The organism is Flavobacterium frigidum (assembly GCF_048286795.2).
In genome coordinates, this window is record NZ_JBLVPT020000009.1 from 111484 (window position 1) to 130262 (window position 18779).

Below are 18779 nucleotides of genomic sequence, written 5' to 3' on the forward strand. Positions count from 1 at the left end.
GAAGATACTATTTGTGAAACTTTTTTTCAGTTCATCACTAATAGAATTGCAAGTGCTTGTTCATTGTTGGCGTATTGGTTGTCGCATTTTGCTGTAAAAGGGAGTGTTGTAGAATAGATTTTTTTTTGATAACTGCACTATAAACATTAACAGGATCAGGATTAAGGCTTGTCAATTAAACTTAATTTGGTATTTATGGGTCTAATAATTCCTTCAAAAAGAGTGTAGCTAAAAGCAAATGCCGCATCCTTAGAAATTTTAATTTTATTCTGATTTTTGATTCGGTTGATATTGACTACTTTTTTATTTTCGTCTATTAAATATGCGGCAGGCAATCCTAATGTGTGTTTTAAAATGGCCACGATTTTAAAGTCATTTCTGTAGGCCTCATTCGCGTAGCAAATTTTAATTTTAGAGTTGAAATGATTTACCGTTTTCTTCAAATTCTCCCGCTTATCCCAAAATACAACAACAATTTGTAAATCATTAGCGTATTTGTTGGCAAGTTCATTTAATGCTGGAGCATCTCCTTTATTGCGTACGCACCAACTGGCGTAGGTGACTAATAAAATTGTTTTTTTTATTTTGTTTAAGATGACTTTTTTAGATTTATATCCTTTTATAGTAAAATCATCAAACCGAGTGCCGTTAAGTTTGTATTGAACTAGTGAATCAAATAATCGCTTTCCTTCTTCAGAGTCCTTATTCTCAAAGGCTGAAGTACTTGCTAGGCGATAAGGTTTAATATTTAGTTTTACAGCATCAGAAAAGTAGACAATGCTGTCTTGCGCATAAATGCTGGTAGTATATAAGAAAAATAGTATTATATGTAATTTTATCTGCATAATTTTTACTATATGGCATAAATTTATCTTTATTTATCAACCAATATCAATAAAATCGTTAAACAGTAAAAAAAAAACGATGAAAAGCATATTTCATAAAAAAACCACCTACAATTGTAAGTGGTTTAAAATTAATTAGTTGAACAGGTGTTAAATTTTCTTCATTTGCTCTTTCATCATCACAATTTGTTCTTTTAACATATTCTGTTTATCTAACTTTTTAGCTTCATTCAGTAAGGTGGTAGCCTCTAGTTTTCTTCGGCGTGTCATTGCTACACCTGCGAGGTTTAATTTGGCTACAGCCAAATCCATATCCATAGATAATCCTAGTTCAATTGCTTTTTTGAAGTATTTCTCTGCTTGATTGATGTTGGTTTGTGAAAGCATGATGCCGTGCAGGTAATTAAAGTATCCTTGTTGTTTTTGTACCAAAGCGGTTTCTGGATTTTTGATGTAAGCCAACCATTTTTTAGCACCTTCGAAATCTTGTTTTCTTAGTTTTAGAAATGCTAGTAAAATGAATTCATTTTTAAAGTAAAGAAAAATGGGTATAGCACTCAATACTATGAGGAAAATTCCATTACCAATATTACTTTCTGTAAATTGCCAAATGCCAGTAGCGATAATAAGTCCGGCGATAATAAGTTTAATATTTCTGTGAAACATAGCAGGTTTATTTTAAGATTACAAATATAGTAAAATGAATTGAAAATAATTTTACAAAAGGGCTTGTGAGAAAAAAAAGTCTTTGTATATTTGCACTCGGTTTTAGAATAACTGTTATTCAAAATTAAGAAGACATATAAATAAGATTTTAAAGATAAAAAGCAATGAGCAAAAGAACGTTTCAACCATCGAAAAGAAAAAGAAGAAATAAGCACGGATTTATGGACAGAATGGCTTCTGCAAATGGAAGAAAAGTTCTTGCGCGTAGAAGAGCAAAAGGAAGACATAAATTGACTGTTTCTTGTGAACCAAGACACAAAAAATAATGTTTTTATAAACATAAATAAGGCGTTACTTTTTTTAGTATCGCCTTTTTTTATACCTAGTCGGTAAAAAAAGACACCAGATTTAAAGTTAAAAGAACTGATTGCATTAACTTTAATTTTTTCAAAAAAACAACTACACAACACACTACAAAATGCCAAAAGACAATTCCATAAAATCCGTTTTGATAATAGGCTCAGGACCTATAGTAATTGGTCAGGCCTGTGAATTTGATTATGCAGGATCACAATCTGCTCGTTCTATTCGTGAAGAGGGAATAGAGGTGATCTTAATCAACTCGAACCCAGCTACTATTATGACTGATCCCTCTATGGCAGATCACATCTACTTGAAACCGTTGACAACCAAATCAATCATTGAAATCTTAAAAGCCCATCCTCAAATTGATGCGGTTTTACCAACAATGGGCGGACAAACGGCTTTGAACTTGTGTCTTGAAGCTGATGAAAAAGGAATTTGGGCTGATTTTGGTATAAAAATGATTGGTGTTGATGTTAATGCCATTAACATTACCGAAGACAGAGAACAGTTTAAGCAATTGCTAAAAAAAATAAATGTACCATCGGCACCTGCTGAAATTTGTACGTCCTACCTGAGAGGGAAAGAGATTGCACAGGAATTTGGTTTCCCGTTAGTGATTCGTCCTTCGTTTACATTAGGAGGAACGGGAGCGGCGATTGTGTATAAAAAAGAAGATTTCGATGAGCTTTTGACTCGCGGTCTTGAAGCGTCGCCCATTCATGAGGTTCTGATTGACAAAGCTTTGATGGGCTGGAAAGAATACGAATTGGAATTATTGAGGGATAAGAATGATAACGTAGTGATTATTTGTTCGATCGAAAATATGGATCCAATGGGGATTCACACCGGAGATTCCATCACTGTTGCGCCTGCAATGACTTTGTCTGACACGACTTTCCAAAAAATGCGTGATTATGCTATCTTGATGATGAGAAGCATCGGAAACTTTGCTGGAGGTTGTAACGTGCAGTTTGCCGTTTCGCCAGATGAAAAAGAAGATATTGTAGCCATCGAAATCAATCCTCGTGTATCGCGTTCCTCAGCATTAGCATCAAAAGCAACGGGTTATCCGATTGCGAAAATTGCGTCTAAACTGGCTTTAGGATACAATTTGGATGAATTGCAAAATCAAATCACTAAGTCAACTTCGGCTTTATTCGAACCAACATTGGATTATGTGATTGTGAAAATACCACGTTGGAACTTTGATAAATTTGAAGGAGCTGACCGAACATTAGGACTTCAAATGAAATCTGTAGGCGAAGTAATGGGAATTGGACGTTCGTTCCAAGAAGCTTTGCACAAAGCGACTCAATCACTTGAAATAAAAAGAAATGGGTTAGGAGCTGACGGAAAAGGCTACACCAATTATGAACAAATTATAGAGAAACTTACCTACGCCAGTTGGGACCGTGTTTTTGTGATTTATGATGCTATCGCATTGGGAATTCCATTGAGCCGCATTCATGAAATTACAAAAATAGATATGTGGTTCTTGAAACAATATGAAGAGCTTTATACATTAGAAAAGGAAATTTCTAACTTTAAAGTTGAAACTTTGCCAAGAGAATTGTTACTAGAAGCGAAACAAAAAGGTTTTGCCGACAGACAAATTGCACACATGATGGGTTGTTTAGAAAGCCAAGTGCATACGTTGCGAACTACAATGAACATTAATCGAGTATTCAAACTGGTTGATACTTGTGCAGCGGAGTTCAAAGCAAAAACACCGTATTACTACTCGACATTTGAAGCCGAAATAGAAAAAGCAGATGGAACGCGTTACGTTGACAACGAAAGTATCGTTACAGATAAAAAGAAAATAATTGTACTTGGCTCAGGGCCAAATAGAATTGGACAAGGAATAGAATTTGATTATTCCTGCGTGCATGGTGTACTTGCCGCCAAAGAATGTGGTTACGAGACCATCATGATCAACTGTAATCCAGAAACGGTTTCGACCGACTTTGATACTGCTGATAAATTGTATTTTGAACCAGTTTTCTGGGAGCATATTTATGATATTATTCAGCATGAAAAACCAGAAGGCGTTATCGTACAACTGGGCGGGCAAACTGCTTTGAAACTAGCAGAGAAATTATCAAAATACGGAATCAAAATCATAGGCACTAGTTTTGACGCATTGGATTTGGCCGAGGACAGAGGTCGTTTTTCGGAACTTTTAACGGAGTTGAACATTCCATTTCCACAATTTGGAATTGCAGAAACAGCTGATGAAGCTGCTGCTCTTGCAGATACGTTAGACTTTCCATTATTGATTCGTCCTTCGTATGTGTTGGGTGGTCAGGGAATGAAAATTGTAATCAACAAACAAGAACTTGAGGAGCATGTAATCAATTTATTGAAAACGATTCCAGGAAATAAATTGCTTTTAGACCATTATTTAGATGGCGCGATTGAAGCCGAAGCTGATGCTATTTGCGATGGAGAAAATGTGTACATCATAGGAATTATGGAGCACATCGAGCCTTGCGGTGTGCACTCTGGAGACAGTAATGCGACTCTACCACCTTTTAACTTAGGGGAATTTGTGATGCAGCAGATAAAAGACCATACTAAGAAAATAGCTTTGGCATTGCGAACAGTAGGTTTAATCAACATCCAGTTTGCTATCAAAGATGATATTGTTTACATAATTGAGGCCAATCCTAGAGCGTCTCGTACAGTGCCGTTTATTGCAAAAGCGTACGGGGAACCGTATGTAAATTATGCTACTAAAGTCATGCTGGGTCACAACAAAGTAACCGACTTCACTTTTAACCCACAATTGAAAGGATTTGCCATCAAACAACCGGTTTTCTCGTTTAGTAAGTTCCATAATGTGAATAAAGCATTAGGACCAGAAATGAAATCAACAGGAGAAAGTATCCTCTTTATTGACGATCTTAAAGATGATCAGTTCTACGAATTGTACTCCAGAAGAAAAATGTATTTGAGTAAATAAAGGCTTGAATTATAAGTTGAAAAAGTTCCATTTTGAACATGTCCCAAATAGTGTCTAACTTTTTGGGGCATGTTCAAATCGCGGAACTTTTAAATATTAAATAGAATAATAAAAATCTCTAAAAATTTATTTTATTCTACTCCGCATCCTATTGGGGAACCTGGTGGCGGTATTTGGTGCAAAGTCGGTTTTGCTTTTTCTGGAGACTTCATTCTTTCCAAGAGGAGCAATAAATGTCCTTTGTAATAAGTGTCTGTTGTGGCTTTTAATTGTGCCGTTGCGTATGTTTTTAAATCATCTATAGCTTTAATTAATTCAGATTTGGTAGCAAAAGAGGCTTCATCATTGATAGAAGATGCTAGTAAATACGTGAGCAGAAGTTGTTCATTTTGATGCTGAATTAGCTTTTGAAATCCTTTCAAGCGTGGTGCTTTCCATGTTTTGCTGCTAAGCACACTGATCATATCATCGATACCCAAACCATTATTTTCTACATGGAATTCTACTAATCTATTCAAACGGCTAGTGTTAAATAAAAAGGACAATGGAATATCGGCTGCGGCTTCGGCTGCTGCCAGCGGATCAAATGAAAGACCCGTTCTGCGATTAAACAATTCTCTGTTATAATCAGAGCCTGCAGGTCGCGGAGGAATTAATTTTAGTATATTTTCCGATATTTCCAGTACTTTTGGATCTATACAATCGGTGATTGCATTCAATGCATTAAGTTGATCTTCTTTAGTAACGGCGCGCAATATCATTTGTCCGTCTCCCTTTACAGCATAGGAATAATACAAGCCACCAACCACTTTAGAAACAGCTTCTATTTGGTAGCGATGAAATAAATAAATGGGAACCAATACATCTTCAAGCATTGCCATTGGTGTGCCTTTGCGAATGTTGTTTTGTCCAAATTGCGATAACGCTTTTGCTCGAACTTTCATTACGTTTTTTAGCTCCGTTACAGGGTCTTTGCCATTATCCCAAAGATGTGCATTTGGATGCATACCACCAGGATCGCGGGCGTCTCTATCTGATATAAAAGTAAGCCCATTTTTTGAGGCATCGGTCAGCAGTTTATCAAGAGCTGCAGTTTCATTTGTTTCTTGTGGAAATTGTTCATAACCGTATTGGATGCTTAATTTGTCCCAATCACCAATTTCGTTAGTATATGCAGTACTGAGGTCTATTTCATTTTTACTGTTTAAGGTTACCATTGGTGGCGGATAATCCATTACACTTGCTCGGTCCTGTGCGCTCGAAATATAATTGTGCATTAGTCCCAATGTGTGACCTATTTCATGAGCTGCCAACTGTTTTAGGCGTTGTAAGGCCATTTGCAGCATTTTATTATCGGCGGGTAAATCACCATTTTCAAATGGCGCGAGCAGTCCTTGCGCAATTAGATAATCTTGGCGTACGCGCAACGACCCTAAGGATACATTTCCCTTGATAATCTCACCGGTGCGTGGGTCAACGACGGAATTGCCAAAACTCCAACCTCTAGTAGCACGATGCACCCAATTGATCACGTTATAGCGAAGGTCCATAGGATCTGCATCTTCGGGTAAAATTTTGACCTGAAATGCATTTATAAAGCCGGCTGCTTCAAAGGCTTGATTCCACCAGCCGGCACCTTCCATTAAAGCACTTCGTATCGGTTCAGGGGTGCCATTATCCAAATAATAAATGATAGGTTTTACGGCTTCGCTTTTTGCAGCAGTTGGATCTTTCTTTTGTAAACGATGCCGAATAATATAATTTTTTTGAATAGGTTCGGTTACTGGAGTACTATAATCAAAATAGGAATTGGTGTTGTATGGAGAACGAGCATCATGTGCTCTTGTCTTAAAATTATTGTCCGGCAATTGTACAAAAGAATGGTGCATTCGCAATGTAATTGCTTCGGGTGCAGGTGTAACAGTATTTACATAATTTCCTATTTTGCCATCTCTATTTACAAAAGTAATAGACGTTTCAAACTCGGTATTAAGAGGGAAGTTTTTAGTTCGTTGCAAATACATCGCACTTCGTGTAGGATCAATACTGTAACTGCCTTGTTTGGTGTTTTGCAAAGTGGTTGTAACTTGTAAAGCATCACGCAATAAAAAATCAGTTGCATCCACTAACATGCTCCCATTACTTTCGGCTGAGACAGTAAATCCCCATATTGTTGATTGGGCAAAAGATTGTTCTACAGCTCTTTTTTCAGCAAGGTCTCCACTAACAGCGCGGTAGGAATAATTAGGTTGAATCATTAAAATTTTATTCCCTACACGATTAAATTTGACTATGTATGTTGTCCCTAAAATACCTCTGTCTAAACTTACTTCATTTGAACCTAAGCCTGCTGGCAATGATGTTTGGTAAAGAATTTCTTCATCAAGTTTGTCTATTTGCAACCATATTTTTCCCGTACTCTCTTCCCAATAGAAATTAAAGAAACCAGTATAAGGTTTCATGTTTTTTGTTTTTTCTAAAAGAGGAACGATGGTTTGCGCTTTTGCAAAAAATGGAAGTAAGAAAAGTATCAAAAGAAAGCGTTGCAAATGTATTTTCATAGTAATATGGGTTTGGTTTGTTATTATTTCCTCTAAAAAATTCTGTAACGATCTGAACGATACGTTACCATTACTAAAGTGGGTTTGGAACTAAATTAAGTTTTATTTTCGGATTTGCCACATGAGCGATAGCGAACAGGCGAAGCAAATTTTCTAAATACAAAATCAATTTTCTAGTAAGTCAAATAACCAAATTGCTTGTAGCGCGTATTAGTGGCAGTAGTCGTTTTATAAAATACTACTTAAATACTCCTCAGCTGTCATAATTGGAATTGTAGAGTGCTTAAAGTCTTTTCCGTTTCTGGTTATAATCATTGTGCTGTTAGATTGTAAAGCACAAAAATATTGAACAGCATCTTCAAAATCTTTAAAACTCGAATTCAACGCTTTGTCAATTGTTTCCTCATTGACCTCACAAACTTCACAGATTATTTTAAACTTTCGAAGTTTATTCAAAACAGATTTGGATGTTTCATATTTATTTAAAACATAATCCATTGTCGTGAATGAATGAGGTGAGACAATTAGAGTAAGCTTTTTTTGGTCTGCCAACGTAGCAACCTTAGCAATTGAATCAAAAAAAGGAACTCTTTCTCCCAACAAATCTAATAGTACGTTTGTATCTAAAAATATCCTCCTCATTTGTATTTTTGTTCTAAATAATCAGCACGATCTTTTTTATAATCATAATCAGCTGGAATTTTAATTCCTGATGAAAGACTTTTTACAAACGGCGAAATTTGTATGTCATTATTTGTTTTATCTGAAGTCAAAGAATTAAGGTAGTTTTCTATAATTCGAGATAAGCTTAATTTTTTTTCAGACGCATAATGTTTAGCTTTTTCAATTATTTCTTGGTCAAGCTTTAATGTGAGTTTAGTATTCATAACGTAAAATATTTATACGTACAAATATATAAATTTAGGACGGAATAAGTGTTGATTTCGATTTTTTTTTGCGAATACTGCCAACGTCAGTCTGTGGAAAAACTTCCGTTTTATTATGTTCTAATATAGCAAAAAATTGGTATTAAAAGAAGATTTTTCGTATTTATTAGTATTCAAATGAGTCATATTTGCTAAACAACCTTTTGGAAGTCCTAAATCGGTGGTGGAATATCTAGTAGGTTACACCCATAAAATTCCCATTAGCTACCAGAGAATCAAAAGCATTGACAATGAAAACGTAACTTTTGATTACAAAGATTACCGAGTAGCAGGTGCAAAAAAGAAGATGACACTGACGCATCAAGAATTTATTCGGCGTTTTGCGTTGCATATTTTGCCTAAACGTTTTACTTCGTCAGTTCGCCCTCTGGGCTCGGGTGTCAAAATCCGTCATTATGGTTTTTTGAGCAGTAACTGGAAACGGCAAAAACTAAAGCTTTTGCAAGAGAAACTCAAAGTAAAAGTTTTAGAAAAAGTAGAAAAGAAGCCTTTTCTACCCAAGTGTCCGTGTTGTAAAACGGGCAATTTACACCGCATAGCGGTTTTTGACCAGCGAGGTCCACCTCCCGAAGCCTCGGGATGGTATCTTGGCGGTAGCCAAAACTCCATTCCCTGTAAAAGCTAATTTTGTGGGTAAGGGCACTTGCGTTTAATCCCGAAACTTCGGGAAAGGAAAACACGTAAAAACCATCTTGATTTTACCGCACAAAAAAAGAGGACACTTAATCCTCTTGAAATTTACTCAAATAACTTTACGATAACTCCATAGTTCCTGCCAGTGACCGGTTCCGTTCAACCGGAGTTTCATTGTTCGTGCTGCGCACGCAACGAAGCATCCATGTAAAAGCAGTAAATTGAGCCTCGAAATAAATACTAACTGCAGTACAGCTTATTACTGTCTGCCAATACTTTAATGATATGAGTACTCAAATTACTACTAGTCCAAAAGTATATATTGGATTGGATATACACAAGAAAACATGGACAGTTTCAATCCAGACCGATTTGTTTTTTCATAAAACTTATTCGATGCCTTCAAAATCTTCCGATTTAGAGGAATATGTAAATAAAAATTTTCACAATCATGAAGTGTATTTGGTTTATGAAGCAGGTTGTTGCGGATTTTCCGTAGCGCGATATTTCTTAAATTTAGCTTGGAATGTTTTAGTAGTCAATCCAGCTGACGTGAAAACAGGAAATAAAGAACGCTATCAAAAAACAGATGCTTTGGATGCTAAAAACTTATCCAACCAGTTGAAATCTGGCACTTTAAAAGGAATCAATATTCCTACTGAAGCCGAAGATCAGTTCACGAGTTTAGCACGACATCGAACGCAGGTTACCAAAAAATTGAGGGCTACTAAATTGCAAATCAAAAGTTTGTTATTGTTTCACGGAATAGGTATTCCCGAAGAATATGACAATTCGAATTGGCCTAATGGATTTATAGAATGGTTGGAAAAGCTCAACTTTAGCACTATTTGTGGTGATTTAGCTTTGCAAGGAAAAATCAGAATGTTAAAATTTATTAAATCAGAATATTTAGAAATTGCCAATCAGATGCGAGCTTATTGTCGTAAAGAGCACAAAGAAGATTACAATTTATTGAAGAGTATTCCTGGTATTGGGGGCTTTTTAGCTTCTGTTATCATAGCTGAATGTGGCGATTTGAGACGTTTTAATACCGAAGGACAATTTGCTAGTTTTATAGGTATTGTACCTGGAATGCACAACAGTGGTGGTAGCGAAAAATGTTTAGGAATTACCCCTCGAAGTAGAAGTCAATTACGAAGTTATCTGATTGAAGCCGCTTGGATTGCAGTGCGAAAAGATCTAGAGATGCAACAGTATTATAGAAAACATCAGGGTAAAAATGTAAAAAACATTATTATAAAAGTAGCTCATAAAATGACTAGAAGAATACTATCGGTAATTAAGACACAAACTCCTTATCAAATTAACAAAAATATGATTCTAGAAAAACAAGAAGTTTAAAATTAGAAATTAGAGTAGCGAAAGATCAAAATAACTTTCTTAAAGTTCTCACAATGAAATAAGAAAAAATAGACTGCAAAGCTAGGGTGGTAGCCATGCGCAAAAGCATGGGCTACATACGAAGCAGGCAGCTATTTTTATTATTCTTACAACCAAACAGATGCTGGTGGCTATTAATTTAGACCACAAATAGGAGCTTGAGATTTAAGAATTTAAATGAAAAATTATGGAATAAAAGAGTAGGAAAACTAATCGTGGCATTATTGAAAAAGTCAGAATAACTTTTTCTGTCCTAAGCCTAGGGCGGACAAAAAGTTGTTTCCAACTTTTCCAACAAGCCGCTGGGGATGGCATTTTTTACTTGAAAAATATCAACATATCGCTCAGTTTAAAAAGTTGTTAATAACTTAAGTCTGCTTAACATAGGAACTCTAGCTGTTACCAGATGCCTTTTTAGTTTTTTTTGATTTAATTGCTTACCATACTTTCGTATTCAGAATTGCAGTTTAACTATTTTCCGTTATATGATAGTAACTTATTTACTTCCTCACGTGTTTCTTTAAAATATTTATTTTCTTCATCTGAATAATCATCTGAAGAAATATATTCAGCAAATTTGTAATTAAATCTATTATTTAGCACATCTTCTATGTTTATCAATATTCTCGGTTCATTGCTAGAATCAGTAATGATTACATTCAAGTCATCTATTAAAATATCTTTATATGTACCTTGATGAATTGACACTCCTGTTTCTGTACGTATTATAACACCTTTAGTCAATTCTTTTTTTGTTGATATTTGATTGATTGTCGCAATTACTTGAAAACAAATAGCATTAAATTCACACGTTAATTTAATTTCTAAATCTTGTTCTTTAAATTTTTTCTTTTTGTGTAACCACTCATTTTTATAGCCATCACGTTTAAATTCTTCTATTATATTTAGAAGACTTTCTAAAGGAATTGATTTAAATTCTGATGCTTTGGTAAATCCTTGCTCAAGTAATTCTATATAATAACCACAATCTTTAGTGCCTTTTATTCTATCATATCTAGATTTGTCAAATGGCAACTCTACATCTAAAACTTTTGAAGGAACTAAAGAGGAAGGTTTTATTGTAAATTCAGTAAGTGAAATAGCAATCATATTAAAAGTACCATCTGTTTTAAACTTGTACTTTCTTATGGCTTTTGAAAAATAGTCATCTATAAACTCCGTCTGCTTTTGAAACTCAAATCGAAGTTCATTATTTGTATTTATATAAGTTTCATAATCTAAACCTAAATGGACATAATATAAATTCATTTTATTTTGTGTTTCGGTTTTGATGTTTTTTACGATTAGTTCAGCGAAGGTATCTGGTAACGTTCCCGTGGCTTTTCAAGATGTTTGGGATTAAATTAAGATTTATATTTCGGTTAAAGACTAAAAATAAAAGTACAAAACCATATTTAAATTAAGCCCAATACCCAAATATCTTGAAGCCACTGTTGTCATATCGGTTTTCTCTCCATTTTGGATTCGGAATCGATGTAAAACACAAGCTAAATGTCTGCATCTAAAACCAAGAATATAGGGTTGCTGAAACCAAAGCGCATACAAAGGAAACGACCCAAATGTAATGAAATATTTCGAACCATTTTATATCAGTTTCGGGAGGGGTTCCATTATCTATCCCGTCCTTCAATTGCAATGCTTTGTCGCGAATATTATTCCGAAGATCAGTTAAAGATAATATTTCGCCGAACGATGTTATTAGAGAGGCAAGGATTCCGAGTGCAGTGGCTGTAATCGTAATCGAATAAAATAAATGTTTCATACAATTCATTTTATCGGTGTCGGCCAATGAAAGCATTATGCCTAAAAAACCAATCGCCATTGGCGTAACGGTTTTTACATATACCATATACTTTTCATTTCGCTCTTTTTGAATACTATGAAATTCTTTTATATAAGCCTTTTCTTTTTCACTAAACATATTTTGAAAATTAAATTACTAATCATCGGTTCTTCGGAACCTTACTAAAACAAAAATAAATGAAACTAAAGATAAAATTAAGACAACCAACATTATTTGAAAGTCAAATATTTCTTGCTATTTCGCAGCTTTTATTATTTGCCACATTAATGCTAAAAAATTTAGGATACCTATAATAATATTGACCCAAGTAGTAATATTATTTCTCTTTTGAATTTTAGTATTTTGTTTAGCAACTTCTTTATTAAGTATGTTTGCTTCAATATTAGATTTAGCTAAATCAATTTCAAGTTTCTCTTTTTCGGCGACTGATTTTGTTTTGGCTAATTATTTTTCTTTAATTTCTTTAAATGAAGTAAAATCCCAACCTTTTGTTTTTAGTATATAAAATTGATTATCTATTTCTTCAATACATTTCATTTCCTCCGTTAACATTTTAGTAATAATAAATTGTATATAATGATTATCGAATAATGTGTTGTAGTATTCCTTAAAAACCTTGCCTTCAGTTCTCTTAAATTCAGAAATAATATGTTCTATAATTTTTTCGTGTTCTTCTTTCATATTTCTGTTTTGGTTCTCTAAACTGTATGACAACGTCAGTCTGTGAAAAAACTCCCGTTTTATTATGCTCAAATATACTAAAAAACTTGTATTAAAAGAAGATTTTTCGTATTTTTAAGCATGCAACACATCATAGGTACTTCACGTCAACAAGTGCGTTTTTCAAGTTTAGAAGATACAATAAGTCCCGATAATCAAGTGCGATTTATAGATGTCTTTGTTGAGTCTATAGACCTCTCTAAGCTCGGTTTTGCAGTAAAAACGCTCAAGACCGAAGGTCGTCCAAGTTTTAACAGTAAAGTGTTTCTAAAGATCTATTTATATGGGTATCTCAACGGAATTAGAAGTGGTCGAGATCTAGAAAAGGAATGTTCGAGAAACATGGAAATGCAATGGCTTTTAGAAGCTATTGTTCCTAATTACCACAGCATATCCGATTTTAGAAAAAACAATCCCATTGCCTTAAAAAAGTTATTCAAACTCTATGTTCTTTTTTTAAAAGATGCCGATTTGATAGGTTGCGAAACCATTGCTATCGACGGTACCAAAAGCCGAGCCCACAATAGCAAGAAAGCCAATTTTAATCAAAATAAAATCGACAAACATGTAGATTATATTGAAGTAAAAACCCAAGAATACTTAAATTCTTTAGAAGCAAATGACGCCAAAGATAACCCTGCTATAATCCAAAATATCCAACAAAAGTTAGACCGATTGAAAGGGAACAAATTGCGTTATGAGCAACTGGAAGAAAAACTAAAAGCCAGTGGCGAGCCGCAAATAAGTACTACCGACAGCGATGCCAGAGCCTTATTAGTGCAAGGACAAGTAGTTGAAATCTCATTCAATCTCCAAGCGGCAGTCGATGCCAAACACAATCTTGTGGTAGCCACGCACACTATCAACAAGAATGACCGCAGTGCCTTGTCAGCCATTGCCATAGAAGCCAAAGAGAATCTAGGTATAGAAACCTATACCGCACTAGTAGACAAAGGATATCATAATGGCAAACAAATAGAAATTTGCAAACAAGCCAACATCACTACCATTGTAGCACAACCCGAACAAGGGAAAAGTAATCAAAACGGTACGACTAAGGATTATTTAGTAGCCCAATTTCAGTACAATCAAGACACCGATACGTATACCTGTCCGCAAGGCGAAACACTAAAAACCACAGGCAGTTGGCATAAGAAAACCACCGATAGAGACAGCTATAATTTTAAAAAATACCGAACTCCAAAATGCAAAGCATGTCCCGTAAAACATTTATGTACTAGTAGAGCATCAGGCAGAGAATTAAGCGAAGCGAATCACGAAAACCATTAAAAAACAAATATGAAATTGAGTAAATCGACCGAAGCCAATATGCCGATGCCGTAGAAGAAAATAACAAGCGGTATCATGAAAACCCACAGCTCTACCGCAGACGACAGGAGATTAACGAGCACATTTTTGGAACCATTAAACGCCAATGGGGTTACAATCACACCAATTTAACGGGATTGGAAAAAGTAAATGGAGAACACAGCCTGATTATGCTGGTCTATAACATCAAACGCAGTATCAATATCCTAGGCGTTCCCGATTTGATCGACAAACTCAAAAAATGGAACTCACCTTACAAGGCAAAAGTCTTGCTTTTGCTAAAAATGAGGTATTTAAAGCTTCAATTAGACTTCATTTTTTATCAAACTAAATTTGCAGCCTAAAAAAAGAGCCTTCTCAGAAAGCTTTACTTAAGTTGTAGCGTCTTGAAATTTGAAGATTTTAATCAAAAAAAGAGGTTTTTTCACAGCCTGACGTTCCGCCGCTTCTCGTCAGTTGCGAACTTCGGAACTTTTTATTTTCCGTTAAACATAAAATTTCTTGCGAAAGGTGAACGTGAATTTACTACAAAATTCGCAATCTTGCCAAACGCTTGTTAGCTCTAGTTATTTATAAGATGTTTGATGTTTTCTCCAATGTATTTTAAATTTTTCATTCCGCATAATTTTTGGAATTCCTTTTTGGGATAATTCGTTGAACTTTGTAACATTTCTAGATTTTCCAATTTAGAAATAGCGTTGAAATTTTTGTCATTTGCCTTACTATTGGTAAAAGTCAGATACTTTAATTTAGATAAGGGTTTAAGAAAATTAAAATTTTCAATTCTTTGCGCTGTATACATATCTCCATCAATTTGTAACCCTTTTAAGTTTATTAATTCAGACAGCAGCTTAAAATCAGAAATTTTTTTTAAGTTTTCTAATTCCAAAGTTTCTAATTGTGTTAATGTTGCCAAAGGTTTAATATTTTCAACTTTTGTTAAACTTAATAATCCAAGATGCTTTAAATTTTTAAGATTTGAGATAGCGTTTATATTCAATATTTTACCTGATTCTATATAAAGTGATTCTAGCTTTTCTAGCTGACAAATAGAATCAAATATCTCTTGATTAATATGAGATGTCCAAAGAATCTTTAAAGAGTTCAATTTACTTGGAATATTAATAGCATAGAAATTCTCTCTATTTTTTATTTGAGAAATTGATTCATTTCCTTTTATAGAAAACAAATTTAGAGATTCTTCACCAGTATATTCATCAAGTAGTTTCCCGTTTGGCGGAAAATTTTTATCTGGGTTGTAATACCAATATCCTTTTCTTATTTGTTCGTCAGTGAGTTTCATATAATTAGAGCTAACTTCCCCGCGCTACAAGCAGTTTGGGACTAAATTAAGCCCATTCTTCGGATTTGCCAAATCTTCCAAATACAAAACCATATTTAAATTAAGCCTAATACCCAAATTGCTTGTAGCGTGTGTTACCTGTAGGCTTTTTTCAATTATTAAGTTTCGACCAATTCCAAAACATATAATGTCCTTCTCTTTCTTCAACTTTGAATAATTCAGAACATTTTGTACATTTCAAAATATAATAGTCAACCCATTTATTCTCAATTCTTACTGTCTCCAATATTTTTACGTTTCTTCTTTCTTCCTCTTTTTCAGGACTAAAACTATCATATTGAATTTCTCTTTCAATAATGTCATTTGTTAGTTTAAATTTTTCAACGTACAAATTACAAGTACATTTTTTTCTGTTCCTATGAAATTCAATTGTTCTAATTGCAAAATCAATAAATCTTTGATTCGGTGAAAATGCTCCACCCATTTCTAAATTTAAAGTTTCTTCTTTTATAGAATCGAGATATTCAATTAGTGGAATAATTTTGTCTTCGAATTGTCCATTCTTTATAATTTCACATGCTGATTCCCAAACTTTGTTTGTATCTCTGGATGTTATCTTGTCAATTATTTCAGATGTTGTCATTTGTATTGGATTTCTGTGAAGCTTATAGGTAACGTCTTGCTAGTAGGCGATGGTCGGGCTAAATAAAGCAATTGTTTTCGGATTATCACTAATTTGCCAAATACAAAATCATTTTTCCATTAAGCCTGATTCCCGACTATTGCTTACTAGCTGTTGTGCGTTCGTACTTTCTTTTATTTATTTAGCAAATTGTTTAAAACTTTTTTCCCATTTTCGTTTTCAGGATTTAACTCAACAGATTTTTGATACATTTTAATTGCATCTTCTTTTTTGCCACATTGCAATAATGCTTCACCGTAACTATCATACATATTCCAACTCTTTGGGAAAATTAACGTTCCTGAATTAAATGTTTGTAAAGAATTATCGTTTTTTTGAAGTCGAAGAAATTGATAACCTAATCTATTAAAATCTCTTTCATTTGCTGTATAATTGGTTGGGGTTTTTATATATTCTTCAATCAACTGACTTGCTTTTTCTTTATTTCCGTTTTCAAGATAACTACCATATATTCTTGAAAGAATTTTACAGGAATTTTATAAGGTTTACTATCAATTAATTGTAACAATTCATTGGAAGCGCCAAAAACAATACTACTTCCTGTGTTAGACAAAATTATAACAGTTTGATTTTTAGTAATATTATGTGTCAAAATACTAGTAAGTCCATTAATAAATCCATCGTGAAAAACTATTTTTCCATTGATTTCATCAGTATATATAAACCAACCTAAACCATAACTAGCATCTTTTCCTTCCAAATTATTAGTTACCATTTTTCCATCATTGAGTATTGTAGCAGTTAATGCTTCTTCTAATTCATTCTTTCCTAATATTTGGTTGGTAAATAACGCATTTTGATATTTTTGCAAATCTATGGCTGTACTAACAATTCCTCCATTTCCATAAAAATTGCTTTTTGCATTAATTGGGAAATTATCTTTTAAGGTATTCGTATTTACAAAATTGGTCGAATACGAGTTAGGGTAAGTGTATAATTCTACTTGATTTGTTGTTTTAATCTTTCTGTCCAAAGGAACAAATGAATTTTTCATTTTTGCTGGTTTGAAAATATTTTTTTCCAAATAACTTGCATAACTAATACCAGATATTTTTTCGATAATCATTGCGGCAACGCAAAAATTAACATTATTATATTCCCATTTGCTTCCTGGTAAAAATGAAAGTGGTGTTTTAAAACGAATAAAGGTTGGTATAATGTCTTGATTAGAAATTATTTTTTCTGGTTGTTCTTTCATTATACTATCAAATGAATTATACTCTTGCGCCAATCCAGAAGTGTTATTAAGTAATTGTTTAATAGTAATATTTGAATAAGGAAAATCTGTTAGATATTTTTTAACTGGATCATCAATTTTAAGTTTACCTTTCTGTTTAAGTTGCAGTATTGCTGTTGCTGTAAACGTTTTTGTTATTGAAGCAATTGGAAATTGAGATTTGTCACTAATTTTTTCTTGTTTTTCGATATTTGAAAACCCATAAAAATTAGAAAAAACTTTTTCTCCTGATTTGGAAATTAATACGCTTCCGTTAAATAAATTATTTTTAGAAAGCGTTGAAAAAAAATTATTTAATTCTTGTCCAGCGATTGTATTTGTCAAGAAAGAAGTTAATAAGATTATAAAAATTCTTTTTTTCATTTTATTTTAGTTTATCAATTGTTATTTTAACGTTCTGTTTTTTTTTAGTATGACGCACAACGTCCCGTTACTACAGCGGGTTTGGGACTAAATTAAGCCCTATTTTCGGATTTGCTAAATCATCCCAAATACAAAATCAACTTCCCATTAAGCCAATTGCCCAAATCCGTTGTAGTAGCTGTTATGAGCTGGTTGTTTCTAGCCGATATTCCTAATTATTAATCGATTTTCAGCCTTTTATTAGCCGACTAAAAACCCAATTCTTGTCCAAATCTCGGCTAAATTTTATTCCCTTTTTTTGTTTCAATTTGACAATCAAAACGATTTTTTATTTCTATTCTCAATGAAACTTCAATATTTAAGTTTCAGTTTTCGCAATCCAATTTAAAACTCCAATTTTCAAGTTCCGCTTTTCAGATCCAGTTTAGAAATCCGAAATTCAAGTTTGCTTTTCAAGTTTCTGGATTTCAAGTTTTGCTTTTCGGATTCAGTTTAGAAACATCAATTTTCAAGTTTCAGCTTTTCAAGTTTCCAATTAAAAATCCAATTTTCAAGTTTCTGAATTTCGATTTCTGCACAACTAAATGCTTTTTAAAAACGTGATTTTAACTGAAATGCTCTTTTTCAACTAGCTCATAACGTCAGTCTGTGAAAAAACTTCAGTTTTATTATGCTCAAATATAGTAAAAAACTTGTATTAAAAGAAGATTTTTCGTATTTTTAAGCATGCAACACATCATAGGTATTTCACGTCAACAAGTGCGTTTTTCAAGTTTAGAAGATACAATAAGTCCCGATAATCAGGTGCGATTTATAGATGTCTTTGTTGAGTCTATAGACCTCTCTAAGCTCGGTTTTGCAGTAAAAACGCTCAAGACCGAAGGTCGTCCAAGTTTTAACAGTAAAGTGTTTCTA

At 33.6% G+C, this 18779-nt stretch carries 17 protein-coding genes and 2 pseudogenes; 7 read left to right on the forward strand and 12 right to left on the reverse strand.

Features of this window, described 5'->3' with window-relative positions; all coding sequences use genetic code 11:
• Positions 1–161 precede the first annotated feature (161 nt).
• Together ACNQGB_RS10720 and ACNQGB_RS10725 are read right to left on the reverse strand one after the other, a co-directional pair.
• Positions 162–845 carry a TlpA family protein disulfide reductase gene (locus ACNQGB_RS10720; protein ID WP_417944135.1) on the reverse strand — a complete coding sequence of 228 codons (684 nt, stop codon included), beginning with the start codon at positions 843–845 and terminating at the stop codon, positions 162–164.
• A 150-nt stretch (positions 846–995) separates the two neighbouring features.
• Positions 996–1511: a DUF2892 domain-containing protein gene (locus ACNQGB_RS10725; protein WP_417944136.1), complete on the reverse strand. Its 516-nt coding sequence runs from the start codon at positions 1509–1511 to the stop codon at positions 996–998.
• Positions 1512–1675: 164 nt separating this feature from the next.
• Between ACNQGB_RS10725 and rpmH the strand changes: the two genes are divergently transcribed.
• Together rpmH and carB are read left to right on the forward strand one after the other, a co-directional pair.
• Positions 1676–1837 carry a 50S ribosomal protein L34 gene (rpmH, locus tag ACNQGB_RS10730; RefSeq protein WP_007136275.1) on the forward strand — a complete coding sequence of 54 codons (162 nt, stop codon included), beginning with the start codon at positions 1676–1678 and terminating at the stop codon, positions 1835–1837.
• 152 nt (positions 1838–1989) lie between these two features.
• The gene (carB, locus tag ACNQGB_RS10735; protein ID WP_417944137.1) at positions 1990–4842 is read left to right on the forward strand and encodes a carbamoyl-phosphate synthase large subunit; all 2853 of its coding nucleotides are present in this window, start codon (positions 1990–1992) and stop codon (positions 4840–4842) included.
• A gap of 131 nt (positions 4843–4973) precedes the next feature.
• Here the strand turns inward: carB and ACNQGB_RS10740 are convergent, their stop codons facing one another.
• The 3 genes from ACNQGB_RS10740 to ACNQGB_RS10750 all read right to left on the reverse strand — a co-directional run bounded on the left by ACNQGB_RS10740 (position 4974) and on the right by ACNQGB_RS10750 (position 8290).
• Positions 4974–7403 carry a zinc-dependent metalloprotease gene (locus ACNQGB_RS10740; RefSeq protein ID WP_417944138.1) on the reverse strand — a complete coding sequence of 810 codons (2430 nt, stop codon included), beginning with the start codon at positions 7401–7403 and terminating at the stop codon, positions 4974–4976.
• Between the two features lie 228 nt (positions 7404–7631).
• Complete coding sequence (locus ACNQGB_RS10745) at positions 7632–8045, reverse strand: type II toxin-antitoxin system VapC family toxin (protein WP_417944139.1); 414 nt, start codon at positions 8043–8045, stop codon at positions 7632–7634.
• Positions 8042–8290 carry a DUF6364 family protein gene (locus ACNQGB_RS10750; protein WP_409209034.1) on the reverse strand — a complete coding sequence of 83 codons (249 nt, stop codon included), beginning with the start codon at positions 8288–8290 and terminating at the stop codon, positions 8042–8044. Before ACNQGB_RS10750 ends, ACNQGB_RS10745 begins: the two co-directional genes overlap by 4 nt.
• A 181-nt stretch (positions 8291–8471) precedes the next feature.
• On the opposite strand from ACNQGB_RS10750, the pseudogene ACNQGB_RS10755 reads away from it, so the two are divergent.
• Both ACNQGB_RS10755 and ACNQGB_RS10760 read left to right on the forward strand, forming a co-directional pair.
• Positions 8472–8975, forward strand: a pseudogene (locus tag ACNQGB_RS10755) (transposase); the annotation flags it as partial.
• A gap of 293 nt (positions 8976–9268) precedes the next feature.
• Complete coding sequence (locus ACNQGB_RS10760; RefSeq protein ID WP_417944140.1) at positions 9269–10345, forward strand: IS110 family RNA-guided transposase; 1077 nt, start codon at positions 9269–9271, stop codon at positions 10343–10345.
• 510 nt (positions 10346–10855) lie between these two features.
• Here the strand turns inward: ACNQGB_RS10760 and ACNQGB_RS10765 are convergent.
• From ACNQGB_RS10765 to ACNQGB_RS10775, 3 genes are all read right to left on the reverse strand, one after another.
• On the reverse strand, positions 10856–11653 hold the full coding sequence (locus ACNQGB_RS10765) for a hypothetical protein (RefSeq protein ID WP_417944141.1): 798 nt from the start codon (positions 11651–11653) through the stop codon (positions 10856–10858).
• Positions 11654–11906: 253 nt separating this feature from the next.
• The gene (locus tag ACNQGB_RS10770; RefSeq protein ID WP_417944142.1) at positions 11907–12326 is read right to left on the reverse strand and encodes a hypothetical protein; all 420 of its coding nucleotides are present in this window, start codon (positions 12324–12326) and stop codon (positions 11907–11909) included.
• Positions 12327–12653: 327 nt separating this feature from the next.
• Positions 12654–12890, reverse strand: a complete 237-nt coding sequence (locus ACNQGB_RS10775; RefSeq protein WP_417944143.1) for a hypothetical protein — start codon at positions 12888–12890, stop codon at positions 12654–12656.
• Between the two features lie 120 nt (positions 12891–13010).
• Between ACNQGB_RS10775 and ACNQGB_RS10780 the strand changes: the two genes are divergently transcribed.
• Together ACNQGB_RS10780 and ACNQGB_RS10785 are read left to right on the forward strand one after the other, a co-directional pair.
• Positions 13011–14219, forward strand: a complete 1209-nt coding sequence (locus ACNQGB_RS10780) for an IS1182 family transposase (RefSeq protein ID WP_472777112.1) — start codon at positions 13011–13013, stop codon at positions 14217–14219.
• Positions 14220–14242: 23 nt separating this feature from the next.
• Complete coding sequence (locus ACNQGB_RS10785; RefSeq protein ID WP_472777113.1) at positions 14243–14602, forward strand: transposase; 360 nt, start codon at positions 14243–14245, stop codon at positions 14600–14602.
• Between the two features lie 218 nt (positions 14603–14820).
• On the opposite strand, the gene ACNQGB_RS10790 is transcribed toward ACNQGB_RS10785, so the two are convergent.
• The 4 genes from ACNQGB_RS10790 to ACNQGB_RS10805 form a co-directional block, all read right to left on the reverse strand.
• On the reverse strand, positions 14821–15561 hold the full coding sequence (locus tag ACNQGB_RS10790; protein WP_417947406.1) for a leucine-rich repeat domain-containing protein: 741 nt from the start codon (positions 15559–15561) through the stop codon (positions 14821–14823).
• A gap of 151 nt (positions 15562–15712) precedes the next feature.
• On the reverse strand, positions 15713–16204 hold the full coding sequence (locus ACNQGB_RS10795; protein WP_417947404.1) for a hypothetical protein: 492 nt from the start codon (positions 16202–16204) through the stop codon (positions 15713–15715).
• 173 nt (positions 16205–16377) lie between these two features.
• Positions 16378–16668, reverse strand: a complete 291-nt coding sequence (locus tag ACNQGB_RS10800; protein WP_417947402.1) for a tetratricopeptide repeat protein — start codon at positions 16666–16668, stop codon at positions 16378–16380.
• Entirely contained in the window at positions 16665–17864 is a 1200-nt protein-coding gene (locus tag ACNQGB_RS10805; protein ID WP_417947400.1) for a serine hydrolase domain-containing protein, read from the reverse strand. Before ACNQGB_RS10805 ends, ACNQGB_RS10800 begins: the two co-directional genes overlap by 4 nt.
• A 726-nt stretch (positions 17865–18590) precedes the next feature.
• Between ACNQGB_RS10805 and ACNQGB_RS10810 the strand changes: the two are divergent.
• Positions 18591–18779: pseudogene (locus tag ACNQGB_RS10810) on the forward strand (IS1182 family transposase); the annotation flags it as partial.